This window comes from Mycobacterium sp. 1465703.0 (assembly GCF_001672975.1).
Lineage (GTDB): Bacteria > Actinomycetota > Actinomycetes > Mycobacteriales > Mycobacteriaceae > Mycobacterium.
Window position 1 is genome coordinate 1 of sequence record NZ_LZKU01000175.1, and the last position, 18,220, is coordinate 18,220.

The 18,220-nt window shown below is 64.0% G+C and carries 19 protein-coding genes and 1 pseudogene; 9 read left to right on the plus strand and 11 right to left on the minus strand.

From position 1 onward, the window contains the following. The coding region (locus A5625_RS15940; protein ID WP_066995602.1) for a class I SAM-dependent methyltransferase at window positions 1-739 on the minus strand (739 nt) is incomplete at its 3' end. A gap of 345 nt (window positions 740-1,084) precedes the next feature. On the opposite strand from A5625_RS15940, the gene A5625_RS15945 reads away from it, so the two are divergent. The 4 genes from A5625_RS15945 (at window position 1,085) to A5625_RS15960 (ending at window position 5,800) form a co-directional block, all read left to right on the plus strand. Next, window positions 1,085-1,663 (plus strand): hemerythrin domain-containing protein, encoded by a 579-nt coding sequence (locus A5625_RS15945; protein ID WP_066995604.1) that lies wholly within the window; start codon window positions 1,085-1,087, stop codon window positions 1,661-1,663. Between the two features lie 299 nt (window positions 1,664-1,962). Beyond that, a complete protein-coding gene (locus A5625_RS15950) occupies window positions 1,963-3,294 on the plus strand; it encodes an MFS transporter (RefSeq protein WP_066995606.1) in 1,332 nt (443 codons plus the stop codon). Window positions 3,295-3,363: 69 nt separating this feature from the next. Then, window positions 3,364-3,999, plus strand: coding sequence for a phosphate signaling complex protein PhoU (gene phoU, locus A5625_RS15955; protein ID WP_066995608.1), 636 nt, complete (start codon window positions 3,364-3,366; stop codon window positions 3,997-3,999). Window positions 4,000-4,441: 442 nt separating this feature from the next. Beyond that, on the plus strand, window positions 4,442-5,800 hold the full coding sequence (locus A5625_RS15960) for a wax ester/triacylglycerol synthase family O-acyltransferase (RefSeq protein WP_066995611.1): 1,359 nt from the start codon (window positions 4,442-4,444) through the stop codon (window positions 5,798-5,800). A gap of 35 nt (window positions 5,801-5,835) precedes the next feature. Here A5625_RS15960 and A5625_RS15965 read toward each other — a convergent pair. Further along, window positions 5,836-6,231, minus strand: a pseudogene (locus tag A5625_RS15965) (TetR/AcrR family transcriptional regulator); the annotation flags it as partial. An 81-nt stretch (window positions 6,232-6,312) separates the two neighbouring features. Here A5625_RS15965 and A5625_RS15970 point away from each other — a divergent pair. Next, complete coding sequence (locus tag A5625_RS15970) at window positions 6,313-7,530, plus strand: cytochrome P450 (RefSeq protein WP_066995614.1); 1,218 nt, start codon at window positions 6,313-6,315, stop codon at window positions 7,528-7,530. Between the two features lie 20 nt (window positions 7,531-7,550). Here A5625_RS15970 and A5625_RS15975 read toward each other — a convergent pair whose 3' ends face one another. Both A5625_RS15975 and A5625_RS15980 read right to left on the minus strand, forming a co-directional pair. Next, window positions 7,551-7,976 carry an ATP-binding protein gene (locus A5625_RS15975; protein ID WP_082984423.1) on the minus strand — a complete coding sequence of 142 codons (426 nt, stop codon included), beginning with the start codon at window positions 7,974-7,976 and terminating at the stop codon, window positions 7,551-7,553. 152 nt (window positions 7,977-8,128) lie between these two features. Further along, window positions 8,129-9,049: a 2-hydroxyacid dehydrogenase gene (locus tag A5625_RS15980; protein ID WP_369830019.1), complete on the minus strand. Its 921-nt coding sequence runs from the start codon at window positions 9,047-9,049 to the stop codon at window positions 8,129-8,131. A gap of 281 nt (window positions 9,050-9,330) precedes the next feature. Between A5625_RS15980 and A5625_RS15985 the strand changes: the two genes are divergently transcribed. Further along, window positions 9,331-10,194: an LLM class F420-dependent oxidoreductase gene (locus A5625_RS15985; RefSeq protein WP_066995621.1), complete on the plus strand. Its 864-nt coding sequence runs from the start codon at window positions 9,331-9,333 to the stop codon at window positions 10,192-10,194. Here A5625_RS15985 and A5625_RS15990 read toward each other — a convergent pair. Continuing rightward, window positions 10,180-11,730 (minus strand): SulP family inorganic anion transporter, encoded by a 1,551-nt coding sequence (locus tag A5625_RS15990; RefSeq protein ID WP_066995624.1) that lies wholly within the window; start codon window positions 11,728-11,730, stop codon window positions 10,180-10,182. The genes A5625_RS15985 and A5625_RS15990 overlap by 15 nt on opposite strands. A 324-nt stretch (window positions 11,731-12,054) precedes the next feature. Continuing rightward, a complete protein-coding gene (locus A5625_RS15995; RefSeq protein ID WP_066995628.1) occupies window positions 12,055-12,477 on the minus strand; it encodes a nitroreductase family deazaflavin-dependent oxidoreductase in 423 nt (140 codons plus the stop codon). Window positions 12,478-12,641: 164 nt separating this feature from the next. Here A5625_RS15995 and A5625_RS16000 point away from each other — a divergent pair, with 164 nt between their 5' ends. The 3 genes from A5625_RS16000 to A5625_RS29655 all read left to right on the plus strand — a co-directional run bounded on the left by A5625_RS16000 (window position 12,642) and on the right by A5625_RS29655 (window position 14,699). Further along, window positions 12,642-13,541: a class I SAM-dependent methyltransferase gene (locus A5625_RS16000; protein ID WP_066995630.1), complete on the plus strand. Its 900-nt coding sequence runs from the start codon at window positions 12,642-12,644 to the stop codon at window positions 13,539-13,541. A 140-nt stretch (window positions 13,542-13,681) separates the two neighbouring features. Next, window positions 13,682-14,371: a class I SAM-dependent methyltransferase gene (locus A5625_RS16005; RefSeq protein ID WP_066995633.1), complete on the plus strand. Its 690-nt coding sequence runs from the start codon at window positions 13,682-13,684 to the stop codon at window positions 14,369-14,371. 160 nt (window positions 14,372-14,531) lie between these two features. Further along, complete coding sequence (locus tag A5625_RS29655) at window positions 14,532-14,699, plus strand: hypothetical protein (protein ID WP_197516123.1); 168 nt, start codon at window positions 14,532-14,534, stop codon at window positions 14,697-14,699. A 42-nt stretch (window positions 14,700-14,741) separates the two neighbouring features. Here A5625_RS29655 and A5625_RS16010 read toward each other — a convergent pair whose 3' ends face one another. The 5 genes from A5625_RS16010 to A5625_RS16030 all read right to left on the minus strand — a co-directional run. Then, window positions 14,742-15,128: a hypothetical protein gene (locus tag A5625_RS16010; RefSeq protein WP_066995636.1), complete on the minus strand. Its 387-nt coding sequence runs from the start codon at window positions 15,126-15,128 to the stop codon at window positions 14,742-14,744. A gap of 9 nt (window positions 15,129-15,137) precedes the next feature. After that, complete coding sequence (locus A5625_RS16015) at window positions 15,138-15,362, minus strand: hypothetical protein (RefSeq protein ID WP_066995650.1); 225 nt, start codon at window positions 15,360-15,362, stop codon at window positions 15,138-15,140. Between the two features lie 276 nt (window positions 15,363-15,638). Then, on the minus strand, window positions 15,639-16,901 hold the full coding sequence (locus tag A5625_RS16020) for a TetR/AcrR family transcriptional regulator (RefSeq protein WP_066995638.1): 1,263 nt from the start codon (window positions 16,899-16,901) through the stop codon (window positions 15,639-15,641). 206 nt (window positions 16,902-17,107) lie between these two features. Further along, window positions 17,108-17,833: an esterase gene (locus tag A5625_RS16025; protein ID WP_066995641.1), complete on the minus strand. Its 726-nt coding sequence runs from the start codon at window positions 17,831-17,833 to the stop codon at window positions 17,108-17,110. 105 nt (window positions 17,834-17,938) lie between these two features. Then, window positions 17,939-18,220, minus strand: a 282-nt coding sequence (locus tag A5625_RS16030) for an EamA family transporter (protein WP_066995644.1), incomplete at its 5' end; no start/stop codon positions are given.

Consider the following 18,220-nt stretch of genomic DNA (forward strand, 5'->3'; position numbering starts at 1 on the left):
CGGCTTCGGTGTGAAGCTGATCCAGCCGCTGCGGCTGCACTATGCCCGCACGCTTGACACCTGGTCGGGCGCGCTCGGCATGTTCCACGACGCCCTTGGCCTGTGGCAGGTCTCCGCCCGGGAAAATCTCGTCCATGATGAACTTCATGAACCGCAGCTTGGTCATGGTGATGGGCAGCCCACGCTCGGCGAACTCTTCGTCGCTGGGCTTGATGATGGTGTGCAGCATCATGACGCCGTCGGCCGGGAGAGCCTCATAGGCCGTTTTGAAGAACTCGGCGTAGCGGTCGCGTCCGAAGTGTTCGAACGCACCGATCGACACGATGCGGTCGACCTTCTCATCAAACTGCTCCCAGCCGCGCAGCAGCACCCGCTTGGACCGCGCCGAGGGATGGCTGTCCAGGCGGCGCTGCACATGCGCCTGCTGGTTGCGGCTCAGCGTCAGGCCCACCACGTTGACGTCGTACTGCTCGAGCGCGCGGACGATGGTGGTTCCCCACCCGCACCCGATGTCGAGGAGCGTCATGCCCGGTTGCAGTCCGAGCTTGCCCAGCGAGAGGTCGACCTTGGCGATCTGCGCCTCTTCCAGCGTCATATCGTCGCGCTCGAAATAGGCGCAGCTATAGGTCCGCGTCGGGTCTAGGAACAGCGCGAAGAACTCGTCGGACAGGTCGTAGTGCGCTTGCACGTCGTCGAAATGCGGTTCCAAGCTGACGGCATCACCGGGTTTTTCGGACAAGGCACAACCTCTGACTGATTCTTATTGGTTAACGGGCGCGACCAGGGCTGATCGCCTGACTCGGGCCCCAGTGTATCCGCCCGGATAACCGCGCCCGTCCAGCGAGTTCCGGTTCAGCACCGTAGCGCCGGCAAAACGCGGCATCGTCGGTGTCACCGGCACCGCATGATCACCGAATCACTTACGCGAGCGTCAAATTCGTGAATCTGTTGTCGTGCAGAGCAACCCGGCGTGGCGGCAAACCAGGCGATGAACCCGGTTGACGGATCCCGCCTCAGGTTGTTACCTCAGCTGGTAAACCGGATACGTCCGGCTGAGCGGCGTTCAAAGAGGTGGGACTCTCCGATGGCTGACATCACCATGTTGATTCTTGCCGACCACGAGTGGTTCCGCGAACAGTTCGCCCGGCTGGACGAGCTGCAGGCGCAGCGTCCCGACGACCAGGCAGCGCTCAAGCGGGTATGGCGTCCGCTCGCCGACAAGCTGGACGTCCACGCCTACATCGAGGAAAAGATCTTCTATCCGCAGTTGCTGAAACGCGGCGGGGACGACGCCGAAGGCGAGACCCTCGACGCCATCGGTGATCACAACGACATCCGCGACGGCGTGCGGGATGCCAACGCCGCGCGAATCGGCAGCGACCAGTGGTGGGCCGCGGTCGGACGCACCCGGGAGGCCAACGACGATCACATGGCCGAAGAGGAACGAGAAGGGCTGTCGGACTTTCGCCGTAACGCCCCTATCGGGCTTCGTGAAGCGCTCGGGCGTCAATACAGCGAGTTCATGGCCGAGCACCCCACCACCGAGGGCTTGCCGATCGCCGATCGTGACCCCCGCCGCTACGTCGAGCAGTTCGAGAACACGCCGCAGCAGTCCAAACCCACCGACTTCTCGTTGCGCATCGGAAGCCTGAAAGGCCAATGACCCACCGCAGTCACTGACCGAACGTGACGCGAATAACCAATCCAGCGTCTGCGATGCCTTGCTGGCGTCGCTGCCGACGCCGACTAGCCAGGTTTAGCTCGCAGTTTCACCACACGACCACCTTCGCCCACCACTTGGCGGCATCATCGCGGCGGCCTGGGGGTAGCCGCACGAAAGGCGCGGTTACCCGACCCCGCTGGTTCGCCGCCGGAAAGTTTGGGGTAAGCCATCATTCGATGGGTATTGGACGCCGCCGGAGGAAATGGGCACGTAAAGACATCAGGGTCGCCGATCCGGCGATGCGGCAAACCATCTTGGGCACCGCAATCGGCAACTTCATGGAGTGGTACGACTTCGGGGTCTACGGCTATATCGCCACCACGCTCGCCCAGGTGTTCTATCCGGGCAAGAGCGTCAGCGGCGTCCACCTGATCGCGACCTTCGGCACGCTGGCGGCGGCTTTCGTGGTGCGCCCGCTCGGCGGTTTCATTTTCGGCCCGCTGGGCGACCGCATCGGGCGACACCGGGTGCTGGTGGTCACCATCTTGATGATGACGGTGAGCACCACCATGACCGGGCTACTGCCCACCTACAGCGCCATCGGCATCTGGGCGCCGATACTGCTCGTGATCGCACGGATATTCCAGGGGCTGTCGACCGGCGGTGAGTACGTCGGCGCCATGACCTATCTCGTCGAGCAGGCCCCCGACCACAAACGCGGCATGATGGTCGGGTTTTTGCCGATGGGAAACCTGGTCGGATTCGTCCTGGCCGGGTTGCTGGTGACCGGCCTGCAGACCTGGTTGCCGGACGACGACATGCTGACCTATGGCTGGCGGATTCCGCTTTTGCTGGGTTTTCCCTTCGGCCTGGTCGCCCTGTACTTGCGGCTTCGGCTCAAAGAGTCCTCGGCCTACCAAAGCGCGAGCGACGCCGCGTCCGCGTCGAACGACCAGCGCCCGCGGCAGATTGTGCGCACGGTCGCGGGTCAATGGCGCCCGATGCTGATCTGCGCGGCGCTGGTGCTGACGTCCCAGGTCGCCGACTTCATGCTCACCGGATATCTGCCGACCTATCTCAGGCTCTTCGTGCGCGTCGGGCGCACCGCCGGACTGGTGATGATCGTGTCGACGTTGGCGATCCTGATGGTCACGGTGGTGCTCGTCGCCAGCTTGTCCGACCGCATCGGCGTCAAACCCATCATGTGGACGGGCTGCGGGCTGCTGATCGGGGCGTCCGTCCCGGCTTTCTTGCTCATCCGCTTCGGCGGTGTGTACCCGGTGATCTTCATCGGGGTGCTGCTGATCGGCCTGATGGAACTGTGCTTCGACAGCACCGGGCCGGCCATGCTGCCGGCGCTGTTTCCAACCAATGTGCGCTACGCGGCCCTGGCCATCTCGTACAACACCTCGATTTCCCTCGTCGGCGGTATCACCCCACTGATCGCCCAAGCGCTGGTCTCCGGCACCGGAAACGTGATGGTGCCGGCCTACATGTTGATCTTCGCCGGCGTGGTGGGAGCCATCACGTTGCTGTTCACCCCGGAAGTCGCCCGCAAGCCGTTACCCGGCTCCGGGCCCGCGGTCGAAACCGAGCAGCAGGCACGCGCGCTCGCCGACGACGTCAGATAGCCGGCAAGTCCGGGCCGATTTCCGCCGTCCTGGAGGATTCGTTTGGCGGCCGCGGGTTATCCGTAGCAGGTGAGGTCCGGATTCCACCAGCAGCTGGACATGCTGACGCAGCAGCTCGCAGACATGTGCGCGATGGCCGCCGAGGCGATCAAGCATGCCAGCGAGGCACTCCTGGAAGCCGACCTGGCGATGGCCGAATGCGTCATCGCCCGCCAGCAGAGCATCGTCGCGCTCGACGCTCACGTCGAGGAGACCGCGTTCGCGTTGTTGGCGTTGCAGGCGCCGGTGGCCACGGACTTGCGCGCCGTCGTCAGCGCCATCCGGATCGCCGCGGATGCCCGGCGGATGGTCGAACTGGCGGCGCACGTGGCCGAGATCGCCCGCCGCCGCCACCCCAACCTCGCAATTCCTCCTGACGTCCTTCCATACGTCGCCGCCATGGGCGATGCGGCCGAAGCGTTGGCGATCGGGGCGCGCGAGGTGCTGGTAGCGCAAGACTCGTGCCGGGCGGCGCAAATTCGCCGCGACGACGACGCGATGGACGAGTTGCACCGCCAGCTGCTGGCGGTGCTGATGGATCCCGGCTGGACGCAGGGCGTAGCGGCCGCGGTCGATGCAACTCTGTTGGGACGCTTTTACGAACGCTTCGCCGACCACGCGGTCCAGATCGCGCGGCGGGTCATTTTCCAGGCGACCGGCCACTAGGCGCTGCCGGCGCGACTCGCTCTGGGACGGCACCGGCTGGTATGACGATGCCTGGATACGCACGCCCGCCGGCTGGAGGATTAGCCGACGCCGGTGCCGCATCACGTGGTGGACCGGCAACCCGTCGGTGAACGAGACGATTTCAGGCGTGAAGTTCGATCTGACTACCACGGTGCTGAGGCGAGAAGCCGATGCCGGACGGGTGGGGATCCTCGCGGCGCATCGCGAATAACGTTGTGGCGGTGCGTCACTCAAGCGTGATGGCCGAAGGGGCCGCTCGCCCACAGGGTCCGACCGTCAATACCCGAACGATCGCGAACGCAGACGCTCGGACCGGCCGGTCCCTGTTCCGGACGTCATTCGCGATTAGCAATCGCTCGCTGCGGCTAATACGAAGTAGGCATGTGCTGCATGGACGCACAGCGGAGGGAATGGAACGGCTATGGAACCGATATCACCGACGGACGCGTTGTTCCTCATCGGCGAGTCACGCGAACATCCGATGCACGTAGGCTCACTGCAGCTCTTCGAGCCCCCCGAAGACGCCGGCCCGCATTTCGTCCGCGAGTCCTATCAGGCCATGCTCGAGTGCACGGACGTGCAGCCGGCCTTCAGCAAGCGTCCCGCCTTCTTCGGCGGCGTCACCAATGTCGCATGGTCCTTCGACAAGGAAGTCGAACTGGACTACCACCTTCGACGCTCAGCGCTTCCCGAACCCGGTCGCGTCCGCGACTTGCTCGAGTTGGCCTCCCGGCTGCACGGCAGCCTGCTCGACCGTCACCGCCCGCTGTGGGAAGCGCATCTCGTCGAAGGCCTGCAAGACGGGCGATACGCGGTCTACACGAAGTACCACCACTCCCTGATGGACGGTGTCTCGGCACTACGCCTGGTGCAGCGCGCCTTCACGTCCGATCCCGACGACGACGAGGTGCGGGTGCCGTGGAGCCTGGGTCCGCGGAAGCACAGCGGGCGGCGACAGCAACCGTCCCTTTTTGACCGGCTCGGCCGCACCGCGGGGTCGGCGCTCGCCTTGGCACCGTCCACGCTCAAGCTCGCGCGTGCGGCGTTACTCGAACAACAACTGACCCTGCCATTCCGGGCGCCTCGCTCGATGTTCAATGTCCGGATCGGCGGTGCCCGGCGGGTAGCTGCCCAGTCCTACGCGCTGGAGCGCTTCAAAGCGGTCAAGGCGGCCACCGGTACCACGGTCAACGACGTCGTGCTCGCCATGTCCGCCGGGGCGCTGCGCGCCTATCTCCTCGATCAGAACGCCCTTCCAGACGCACCTTTGACCGCTATGGTCCCGGTGAACCTGCGCAAGGACGACGATGACCGCGGCGGGAACAACGTCGGGACGTTCCTGTGCAACCTGGCGACCAACCTCGACGACCCGGCCAAGCGGCTCGAGACCATCACCGCATCGATCCAAGACACCAAAGAGGTGTTTTGGCAGCTGCCTCCGGTTCAGCAACTCGCCTTGTCCGCCTTGAACATTGGCGGACTGTTCTTCGGGTTGATCCCCGGTTACCTGTCCGCGGCCTCACCACCCTTCAACATCGTCATTTCGAACGTGTCGACCGGTAACTCGGACCAACTGTATTGGCGCGGCGCACGATTGGACGGAAACTATCCGCTGTCGATCCCGCTCGACGGCCAGGCGGTCAACATCACCGTGACCAACAACGCCGACAACCTCGACTTCGGTCTGGTCGGCTGTCGCCGCAGCGTCCCGCATCTGCAGCGGATGCTCGGACACCTGGAGGCTTCCCTGAAGGAATTGGAGGTTGCCGCAGGCGTCTGACACGTTGCGCCACGGCGCTTTTCGGATCGACGCGGTCAGGGCAGTTTGATCACTGACACATACATCTCGACGATCGGGCGGAAAAGGTCCACATCATCGAGTTGACTGCTCAACACGACCGAGTCGCTGGTGGCGACGAGGACATGGGCGAACGTCGACGCGGGAATCAGCAACGTCCCCCCGAGCCGGTCGATGCCCGCCACGATGAACTTTGCCAGTGCCTCGACGGCCTCTGATCTCTTAGCGGCCACGCGTTCCCGCGCCTCGGGGTTACGTAGCAGGTACAGCATGAACTCGTGACCTAATGCGGCGTGCTCGGCCCCGCGATCGCGGCTGAGCTGGCTCCAGCGCTTGGCGATCTCATCGAGTTCGCGCGCACCCACCTGGGTCGCCGGAGCCATCACCTCGGTGAAATTCACGAAGTACCGACGCGACGTGAGGGTGAGATCCCTACCACAGCTCCTACTGTAAGGTCCACGGTAAGTCATTGCCCGCGGGGAGAAGGGGGAGCCGTGCCAAGCACCATCGATACGCGCAACCAGCTAAGGCCGGACATTGATCTGACCGACGGCGCCTTTTATGCGGGCGACTCGCGATCGGTCTACCGGTGGATGCGCGAGAACGAGCCGGTCTTCAGGGACCGCAACGGGCTCGCGGCCGCGGCGACTTATCAGGCGGTGATCGACGCCGAGCGGGCGCCGGAACTGTTTTCCAACGCCGGCGGCATCCGGCCGGACCAGGATGCGCCGCCGATGATGATCGCGATGGACGACCCGGCGCATCTGCTGCGGCGCAAGCTCGTCAACGCGGGTTTCACCCGCAAACGCGTCAAGGACAGGGAGCACTCCATCGGCGCGCTGTGCGATGCGCTGATAGACAACGTGTGTGAACGGGGCGAATGCGACTTCGTCTGGGACCTCGCCGCCCCGCTCCCGATGGCCGTGATCGGCGACATGCTCGGGGTGCTCCCAGAGGAACGCCAGATGTTTTTGCGCTGGTCCGACGACATGGTGACCTTGCTCAGCAGCACGACCGCACAGGAGGATTTCCAGGTTTCGGTGGACGCGTTCGCCGCCTACACCGAATACATGACCGGCATGATCGCCGCGCGCAAGGCCGAGCCCACCGACGATCTGGTCAGCGTGCTGGTGCACTCGGAGGTGGACGGCGAGCAGCTGGCCGACCACGAGATCGTCACCGAGGTGCTGTTGCTGCTCATCGGCGGCGACGAAACCACCAGACACACGCTGTCCGGCGGCACCGCGCAGATCCTGCGTCACCCCCAGCAGCATCAGCAACTGGTCAACGACGTGTCTCTACTACCCGGTGCGATCGAAGAAATGCTGCGCTGGACCGCCCCGGTCAAGAACATGGCCCGCACCCTGACCTCCGACCTCGAATTCCACGGCGCCCAGCTCAAAGAGGGCGAAAAGATCATCCTGCTTTTCGAATCGGCGAATTTCGACGAAGCGGTGTTCGGCGATCCGGAGAGCTTCCGAATTGACCGACACCCGAACAACCATCTGGCGTTCGGGTTCGGAACCCACTTCTGTCTGGGCAATCAATTGGCGCGCCTCGAGCTGTCGATGATGCTCGAGCGATTGCTGAAGCGCCTTCCCGATATGCGGTTGGCGTCGCAGGAACCGCTACCGCTGCGCCCGGCAAACTTCGTCAGCGGCCTGGAAAAGATGCCGGTCAAGTTCACGCCGTCGGCGCGGTCAGGCGCCTGAACCGGGGCTCGAACGAGGCGTCAACTTTGCTGGCGGCCGGTGGGGCCTGTGTCGGTCGCGTAATCCAGGTAGACGCTAGTGCCATTGGGGCGGGCATGGATTGTGCAGTGGTCGGCGAGGCCATGCATCAGCATGATGCCGCGCGACGCATGGGGGTCGTTCGAGTGCCTGGACGAGGGCTTTCGCCAACTCCCCCGGTCGCTGACGCAGACCCGGATCGCCTCAGCCTCGGGGTCGTAACTGGCCTGGAGCTTCATGGCCCCGACCTGGCGGTGCGAGCGATAAGCGTGCTCAACACAATTCGCCAGCGCTTCGTTGACTCCCAGAACGACGTCCTCACGAATTTCTTCCGGCGCGTGCACCTCTTGCCGCAGCCACTGTTGCAAGGCACGACGCCACTCCGCCACCGTATCGGGGCGGGCTGTACCGGCCAGCGTCAGCCGCACCGGCGTGGCGATCTCCGGCGGTAGTGCACTCATGAATGCCGAATACCCAGTTGCCGTTGCAGCAATAACCTGCTGTGAGTATCGCTTGGGCCACAGATCAATCGCCGTCCGGAATCGCCAGGTCAGGACAATGAGATGCGTCCCAACAGGTTTTAGCGGGGCGCCAGCACGGGGGTGACGAGCTTTCCGATGTCGAGGTAGCTGTCCAGGTTGCGGATCGCGAGCAGCGCCATCGCCCGCCGGGTCCGCGCCGTGGCGCTACCGATATGCGGGAGAAGCACCACGCTGTCCAGGTCCAACAGCTCGGCCGGTACCTGCGGCTCTTCGGTGAAGACGTCCAGCCCCGCCCCCGCCAGTTCTCCGGCGGCCAGCAATTCCACCAGCGCGTCCTGGTCGACGACGCTGCCCCGAGCGATGTTGATGAGGTAACCCTCGGGGCCTAAGGCTTGCAGGACGGCGCGATCGACCAGTTTGTGTGTGTGACGGTCGCCAGTGGTGGCGATGACCAGCACGTCGACCGACTCGGCGAGCTGCACCGGCGACTCGGCATAGCGGAACGCCGATCCCTCGATGCGGTGGCGGTTGTGATACGCGATAGCACAGTCAAATCCGAGCAGCCTGGTCGCGATTGCCGAGCCGATACGGCCGAGGCCCAAGATGCCGACCTGCAGGCCACTGACATCCCTGGCGTAAGGAAACGAGCCGTCGCTTGCCCATCGACCGGCGCGCACGTAGCGATCGGCGGCACCGAACCGGCGCAGCGTCATCAGTATCAGCCCCACCGCGGTGTCGGCGACTGTGTCCGACAACACATCAGGAGTGTTGCTCACACCGATACCACGGCGTTTCGCCGCCCCTAGATCGATCAGATCCACTCCGGCCCCGTTGTTGACGATGACCTCAAGGTTCGGCAGCGCGGCGATGGTATCGGCATCCACACCGGGCGACCCTGACGTCACCAGCACGCGCACGTCGGCGGCTCGTTCGGCCAGGAACCGGGCTCGTTCAGGGCCGTCGGGGAGCTTGGGAATCGCGTAGCGCGCGGCCAACTCTTCGTCGAATGTCGGCTCCATGTCGCCGACCCTGAACACCCCGCTGCCCTTCTTCGCCGTCACGCCTACATCATGCTGGAAGCCGGTTACGGACGCTGTTATCCCGGAGTGGAATATCCCGCCAACGCCCATGGTTGACTTGCGCGGCGGTGTCGACCATCCCCCCGGGTACCACACCAGAACCGTCGCCTCGAGCGACCACTTGCCGAGAGGTGAGGAGGCGACACCGCCCTCAAATGTTTGCAGCGCCGCGTTCTTTGGCTCGCGGGAAGTAAACCTGATGCGGCGTGGTTGCACACCCAATGCGCATTGGAGTCGTCTTCCCGCAAACCGAACTCGGCTCGGACCCAGCCGTCCTCCGCACATACGGTCGGCGCGTCGAGGAACTGGGGTTTACCCACATCCTCGCCTACGACCACGTCGTCGGCGCCGACCCGACGGTGCATCAAGGGTTTCAGGGCCCCTACGACATCGACTCGACCTTTCATGAGCCGTTCGTCATGTTCGGCTACCTGGCCGCGGTCACGTCACTGGAACTCGTCACCGGGGTGATCATCTTGCCGCAACGCCAGACGGTCTTGGCGGCCAAGCAGGCCGCCGAAGTCGATGTGCTCACCGGGGGCCGCTTCAGATTTGGAATTGGTTTGGGCTGGAACGCCGTTGAGTACGAGGCACTCGGGGAGTCGTTCAGCAACCGCGGCAAACGCTCCGAGGAGCAGGTCGAGGTGATGCGCAAGCTCTGGACCGAGCGGTCGGTCACCTTCAATGGCAAGTACCACACGGTGACCGGGGCCGGCCTGGCCCCACTGCCCACCCAGCGGCCGATACCGGTGTGGTTCGGGGCTGCCTCCGATCGCGCCTACGAACGTGCCGGTCGTCTAGGCGACGGCTGGTTTCCGATGGTGGGGCCCGGTCCCGGACTGGACTACGCGCTCGAGCAGGTGAACCGAGCGGCCGAGGCGGCGGGCCGCGACCCGAAGGGCCTTGGAATGGAAGGCCGGGTCAGCTGGACCGATGACCGTGGCAAGCTGGCCGCTACCATCGATGCGTGGAAAGCCGCCGGCGCCACCCATCTTTCGGTGAACACCATGAAGGCCGGCTTTGCCAATGTCGACGAGCACCTGGCCGCCTTGGAACAGGTTGCCGCCGACCTACTTGGTTCCTGACGCGGATAACTCCTCGACCAGTCTCAGGTGGACGTTGCGGCGGTTGGCCTTCGGCGACTTCTCTGTGGACAGAAGTGATTCCACGAGCCCACTGCTGGCCAGACGATCAGACTCACTGGCATCGAGCGATTCCCGAACATGCACCTGTCCGCCCGTCGCGCAATGCCGTCGTTGCCAATCGCTAATCGCCTGGTGCGCCGCATGATCGAGATAATTCGTGAGCAGATGGAAGGTGACCGAAGTGCGTTCGGGAATGGATGCCAGGACGCCGGTCAACCGGGGTAAGGCCAGGAAGGTGCAGGCGCCCTCGACGACGACGTGCCATCCGTCACCCACGGGCTTGGCCTCGATCCGGGCCCGCACCACCCGCCATCCCGTTACGGCAACGGCCAGCGCGAGTCCGATCATGACGCCATGCAGTAGATTGAGGAAGACGACGCAGACCACCGTCACTAGGTAGACAACGAGATCACCGTTGCGCAAAGCGGTTTCGATGTGCGCGGGCTTCAGCAGCTCAACCCCGATGACGATGAGAAGTCCGGCAAGTGCGGCGGTGGGAATCTTTTCCACCAGTCCCGCGAATGGGACGGCGAACAGCAGAATCCAGATGCCGTGCATGATCGTCGAGGCGCGAGTCTTGGCTCCGGCATTCACATTGGCCGCGCTACGCACGATGACGCCGGCGATGGGAAGGCCGCCGACTGCACCTGACACGATGTTCGCCGCGCCTTGGCCAATCAGCTCGCGGTTGAAGTCGGTTCGCGGTCCGGTGTGCATGCGATCGATTGAGACCGCGGTCAGCAGGCTCTGGACGCTGGTGATCAATGTGACGGTGACCACGGCGACGGCGACCGCTCCCCAATTCCCGTGCGGCAGTTCTGGCAACCGCACCGCCTCGAGGACCGAGCCCTCCAGCACGATCCGGGATACGTTGAACGGGAAGATCACTGAAATCGCCGTGACCACGACGATCGCAACCAGCGGGCCGGGAATCTTGGCCACTCGCGCCGGAACCCAGCGCCAGGAAACCAGAATGGCGATGACCAGTAGCCCCAGAACAAGCCCTGGCCGGTGCGCACCGAGAAGCTGTGCGGGCAGGCCGGTGACATTGCTCCAAGCCGAGCTTTTCGATGCCCCACCCAGCAATACGTGCACTTGCTGCAGGGCAATCGTAATTCCGATGCCGGCCAGCATGGCGTGCACCACGACGGGTGAAATTGCCAGGGCCGCCCGGGCTATCCGGCTGAATCCCAATAAGACTTGCAGGATGCCTGCCACCACAGTGATGAAACAGGTTATTGCCCAGCCAAACTCGGAGACCAGCTCAGCGACGACTACGGTAAGCCCCGCCGCCGGGCCGCTCACCTGCAACGGTGAACCGCCGATCCATCCGGCGACGACTCCCCCGACTATCGCGGCGATCAGCCCGGCCAGAACCGGTGCGTCCGAGGCGATCGCGATCCCGAGCGACAACGGAAGTGCCACCAGGAAAACCACCAACGAGGCCGGCAAGTCATACTGGATCGCCGCGCGCATCCAGTCAATTCGGGACGCAGCGCCGTCCACGACCGGGTCACGGCCTTGCTGTTCCGCGTGTTGCACTAAACCTCCCCGGACTTGGTCATTGGCGGTGGGCGTGAGATAACCACCTGGTCACGGTACGCAGAAAAACGCGTAAAACTGCTTAGCACAAGCGATTACAAATTTCTCGAACGCCATTGTCCGGCTGGGCACGCCTGGCCTATGCGTTCGAAAGTATGCGGACGGGCACAAGCGATCAACCGGACGGGCCGAGCGCATATCGAATGCAAATTTTTTAGGTACCCGCCCCGGGCAGCTAAGTCGCAGGACGCGGAGCAGTTACTCCAGCACGAAGACAGGGATTTGTCGCGTTGTCTTTGCCTGGTATTCGGCGTAGGGCGGGAAGGCTTCGACAGCCCGCTGCCACCACTCCGCGCGCTCATCACCGTCGAGTTCGCGAGCCGTCAAGGTGGCAACCTTGTCGCCGTCCTGCAGCGTCACCGTCGGATTCGCCTTGAGGTTGAAGTACCAAACCGGATGCTCCGGGGCGCCGCCGTGCGACGCGACGATCACGTACCGGCCGTCCTTCTCGACCCGCATCAGCGGCACGTAGCGTTGCTTGCCCGACTTCGCTCCGGTGATGGTCAGCAGCACGATGGGCCGGTCGAAAACCCCGACGCCCTCGGTGGTGCCCCGGTTCAAAATCTCTTCGGTCTGGTCGCGCACCCAACCCGTTGGGCTCAGCTCGATTTCGTCAGCCATACTTACAGCGAACACCCTGGTACGGCCCATCCATTCCCCGGCCCTCGGCTGCGGCGGCTGACCTCGCTGAAATCCCCCTTCCCCACTAGAGGCGTACAGTTGAGCGCGTCAGTTATATGAGCTAACTAATCACTTGCGCGGCAGCCGCGGATAGGAGTTTGGGCGTGGCCCGTACCGAGAACGACACCTGGGATCTGGCCTCCAGCGTCGGAGCCACCGCGACGGCAGTCGCCGCCCAGCGGGCGGTCGCCTCCAAGGCCCCCGACGCTTTCCTCCACGACCCCTGGGCCGACCCACTCGTCCGTGCCGTGGGCATCGATACCTTCATCAAGCTGCTCGACCACCAGATCGACAGCAGCGACGATCCGCTGCTGAACCGGCAAGCCGTGAAGGAGCAGATCACGGTGCGCACCCGGTTCTTCGACGACTTCTTTGTGCAAGCGACCGAATCGGGCGTTCAGCAAGCGGTCATCCTGGCGTCCGGGTTGGACACCAGGGCCTACCGGTTGCCCTGGCCGGCGGGCACCGTCGTGTACGAGATCGACCAGCCCGAGGTGATCGAATTCAAGACGCGGACTTTGGCCGACTTGGGCGCCACGCCCGGCGCCGAGCGCCGCACGGTCTCGATCGACCTGCGCGACGACTGGCCAACGGCCCTCAAAGACGCCGGCTTCGATGCTGTGCTGCCCACCGCGTGGAGCGCCGAGGGACTGCTCGTTTACTTGCCGCCCGAAGCGCAAGATCGCTTGTTCGACAACATCGCCGCGGTGTCGGCGCCTGGCAGCCGGATCGCGACTGAGCACTTGGACCTGAGCAAAATCCCCTCGGACTGGGCTCAGAAACTGACCGAACGGTCTCAGCGCATCGGCTCCAAAATCAATCTGGCCGAGTTGTTCTACACCGGCGAGCGCAATACGGCCGCCGAATATCTTGCCGCCCATGGTTGGCAGATCGACATCCGGACAACCGAGCAGGCCTATGCCGCCCACGGGTTCGAAGTGCCGAATGACGAGCTGGCCTCGTTCGGCGACGCGTCCGGCTACCTGACCGCGACGCTGAAGTAGGCATCCACCACGCCCCCGGCTGGGCACTGCCGGCGCTGCTGAACATTCGGCACCATGCTGCCGTCGACCGCTATTGCGGTCGGCCGCGGTTTATATCAGCCTCGTTGACACATATCAGCGTGGTTGATATAAAGGGTGGCATGTCCCAACCAACTCAAGACATGTTCGAAGCCGCCTACCGGGGCGAGGCCCCCGAGATGGGCGAGGGCAACCGGCCGCCATGGAGCATCGGCGAGCCGCAGCCAGAGATAGCGGCCCTCATCGAGGACGGCAAGTTCCACGGCGACGTGCTCGACGCCGGTTGCGGCGAGGCGGCGGTGTCGCTATACCTGGCCGAGCGCGGGTTCACCACGGTGGGCCTGGACCAATCGCCCACGGCCATCGCATTGGCAACCGAGAAAGCCGCCCGGCGCGGCCTGACCACCGCCACTTTCGACGTCGCGGATATCAGCGCCTTCACCGGCTATGACGGCCGCTTCGGAACCATCGTCGACAGCACCCTTTTCCACTCGATGCCCGTTGAGCTCCGCGAGGGATATCAGCAGTCCATCGTGCGGGCCGCCGCGCCGGGAGCCTCGTACTTCGTGCTTGTCTTCGACCGCGGCGCAATGCCGACGGACGGCCCGGTGAATGCGGTCACCGAAGACGAGCTGCGCGATGTGGTCTCCAAATACTGGGTGATTGACGAGATCCGGCCGGCCCGCATCCACGCCAACGTGCCGGAGAACTTCCTGGAGGGCTTCGAGGCCTTCGCCGGCGCCGACATTCGCGATGAGGACAACGGCCGCAAGTCGATAGGCGCCTGGTTACTGTCCGCGCACCTCGGCTAACAGCGCTCTGGAACGAGCCCCCCCCCCAACAAGAGGGACGTCAGCAGAACTTTCACGCCTGTGAGCAGGCCGATCGACATCGACACGTTCGGTCGGGTTTCGATGCCCGCGATTCGGGAGACCCTGGCTAGAGGCATCACAGACGTCAGAGGAGATCTCGGTGGATCAGCAAGTCAACTTCGACCCGCCAGCCGCACCCGAGGACGCGCGGAAAGCGACCGAGGAGCAGCGCAAGCTGCAGGAACAACTCGAGCACCAGAACGAGGATCCGGACGCGCCCGGACTGCACCAATCGCGGCGCGACCTGCCCGACGAGAGCACACGGTGATCCCCGAATTGGCTGTTGCCGGTTGGCCGCAGCGAAGGTTGCTTATCGGCAGGGCATTTCGTGCTGTTCGGAGGCCATGCGGCGCCGGGACGGCGATACCTTGCGCCCTGTCGACACCGGTCGCCGGTAATCGTGAGCGACTGCCGCCACCGCCTGCCAGGTCAGCGTCAGTCCGCCGAGCGCCGCTGCGGGAATGGCCCACACCCGCCGGACCATCAGAGCGTTATTGCATTGGCCCACATAGTTATTGCCCGTCGTGGCACCCGGGCTGGATGCCTGGGTCAAGTCGGTCGTGAAGCCGCTGCCGCACTTGACTTGCCAGCCGAACTGGTCGTACGCATCGATGAATACCGGAAAGTACAGCGCGAAGAGGCCCCCGGCCAACAACACCACGGCTGCGAAGACGATCAGCGGCCCGCGGTTGATCATCGCGGCCCCCTAGGTCATGCAGACGTTGGCGAAAAGCAGCACCGGCCATGACACGATCGACCCGAGAAATGACACCACCAAATCGACGCCGTGCATATCGTGCAGATGTTGGGTGTGGGTGCTCGACCAGATCACGCCGACGATCAGGTACGGCGTCCCCAGCAGGATCGCCAGGCCCAGCAGTTCGGCAATGGTCAATTGATACTCCAGGAGTGTGCGAATCCTGCTGAGCATGTGCATGCCTTTCGCGCGGTCGCGGCCGGGTTCGACACCGGGCCACAGTGCTGGCGCCACCACATCCCGGTGTGCAGACTAGACGCCCCTATGTTAATAGCGGTTCGAACGATTCGGTAGTACGACGGCTTATCGGGCCCCTGAGCCACCGGCAGTCAGATACGCAGATGCAATGGTGGAAAGGGGCGTTCGGGTCGCCGCGATGCACCGACGAGGCAAATGGCCAGCCGGCAAGTGGAGATCCATTCTTCGGGCGTCCCATACTTCGTGACTCTGTCAGCGTCGTTGCCGGGTGCCCCGAGCCGCATTGCGAGGTGCTGCGGCCGGTCGTCCCAGCACCGTGACTTCCATCAGCCGGCGCACCGTGAGACTGGCGGCTGCACTGGTGTCGGGGTAGACCAGTCGCCCGACGTCCACCGCCAGCGCGAACGCGGCGTGGATGGCGTATCGCGCGCGACCGAGGGTGAGTTCCGGCCTGGCAGCGACCGCGAGACTGGCCCACGATTCGACGGTGGAGCGCTGAATGTTGTACAGCAGCACCGCATCTGTGTCGGGCAAATTGTGACGCTCGGTGTAATAGACGCACGCCAATTCGGGATTGGCGAATGACCGCGTGACGTATGCCTCGATGAGTTGTGCGAGCGCCTGTTCCGGGTCGGCGTTAGTGGCCAAGATGCTCGACAGGTCGCCGGAGAGTTGGTCGGCTGCGCGGCGATAGTAGACCGCCAAAATGGCGGCCTTCCCTGGAAAGTATTGGTAAATGCTGGCTACGGGTATGCCGACCGCGGCGGCGATGTCTTCCATACCGGTTTCGCGATAGCCGCGCTCGTTGAACAGGCGCATCGATTCGTGCAGGAGCAGTTCATAAGTCCCGGCGGCGCTGGTCAGGGTCGCTGCTCGCGACGGTTCAGATCCGCGCCCACGCTGGGTTGGCAAGTCGGCGTGCAGCACCGCGCTCGCGATGTCGGTAAGCGCCGCGCGGATCTCGGCATTACCCAGACGGGATCGATGATCGGTGATACTGCCGATGACGCTCAATGTGGCCGCCGACAGGATCCAGCGTTGTCGCGAGGTGAGTTTTGGCCGGAGTCTGATCAACGGACGCTGCAGTCGCCGGTTGATCAATTTCATCTGTTCGGCCAGAGCGCGCTGATCGTCGCCGCGTAGGTATCGGCCCTCCCACCGATACAGCCCACCGGCGGTGCGGTTGACGATCGTGGCGTCGATCAGCGCACCGGTGAGTGCGCTGAGTTGCTCCTCGGGATCACCATCGGCGGGCAACGCATCGGCGAACGCCGTGGCATCGACCAGTTGTTGACCCAACGCCAAGAAGACCTCGCGGAAGAGGTCGTATTTGCCCTGTGAATGGCGGTAGAGCGCGGCCGCGGAGATTCCGACCCGCGCGGCGATGTTTTCCATACTGACCGCGTGGTAGCCCAGCTCGCTGAATGCGTCGGTGGCGGCGCGGGCGATCTGGATCTTGCGGTCCTTCGGGCGCCGCTTTACTGGATCTGCGGACGATCGGCTGGCCGACGGCATACAGATCACCGTAGCCGCAGCAGCGGCTGTCCGGGCGATCGGTGGACGCCCGAAATTGCGGAGCCGGCGAGCCGGCTAGGCACGACCGATAGCAGCGTTGTACCCGAGATCATGGACGGCCGGTGGCTGGCCAGCAAGGTCGAGTTGCCTTGAATCCGTTGGACCTGAGGGGTTTCTATCCGCAGCGGTAGAGACCTATCGTCCGGCTACGCAATGTCGGGACTGATCATCGGCGCGATTGCGTTGCGCGGCACCGATACCTGAGTGGCCTCCATCGCCGGTTGGAGCGCATTCTGATCGAAGAAAAACACAATCGCATCGTTGGTGATCGCGAAGCTCTGGTAACTCGCCGGCTGCAGTCCGGTGGCCGGCGGAATCGACACAGTCGCCCGATACCGATCGGCCAGGGTCTTCTGCACGATCGGCAAGATTTCCTGCAGCGGTTGAGTTCCCGGCCGGAACAACGTCTCGAGGCTGATCGGTTGTTGATTGGCGAGGTTGTAGTTGAACGATTTGTACGAAATCAACGGGTGAGCTGCGCCCAGGTTCTGGTAGACCTCGGTAACCACCGACTGCGTACCCGTTGCTGGCGGACCGGAGTTGTATCGGGTGCCGGTAACCTTCAGCGCCGTCGGCGATTTCAATGTGCTCAACGACCCGCGGGTGCTGAGGAAGTCGTCATTGACCTTCGTCAGATAGCCGAGCATCGCCTGCTCATCGGGATAGTTGGCGGGAAACACCATGCTGATGTCCGAAAGCGGGCCGGACGCATCGAAGTGGCACATTTGATTCGCGTCGACGCCCGCCGGGTCACACAACTGCGCATCCGCACTGGCCACCGCGGGGCGAGCGAAGACGGCTGTGGACGCAACGAGCGCCACCGTCGCCGCTACCCACCGTGAACCGGTACACCGCCCGCTGTCAGACTTCACCGCGCCTCCGTTGACTATTCCGCAGCGTGCATTGTCACAGATCGGCTGCGGCGGATGAAGCGGATGGTAGACGGACTTATGGGCAGCGCCCGTCTGTACGGGATCTCAGCGTGGCGCGCACTGTAACTCGACCTGCGGCGTTACCGCGGTGGCTGTGCTTTTCGTCGCAGATCGGCTGGACGCTCGGGTGTTCATCCAGCATGCGAGCCCGCCCAGGACCAGTCCGACCGCTATACCCGCATCGGGACGCTGGTCCAGAATGATCCACGACAGCATTCCGGCCACCGCGGGAATGACGGCGAACAGCATGGCCACCGCGGTAACGCCGTGAGTGTTGATGGCCCGCACGTAGAGGCTCACCGCCAGGGTGGCGTTCAACAGCACCAT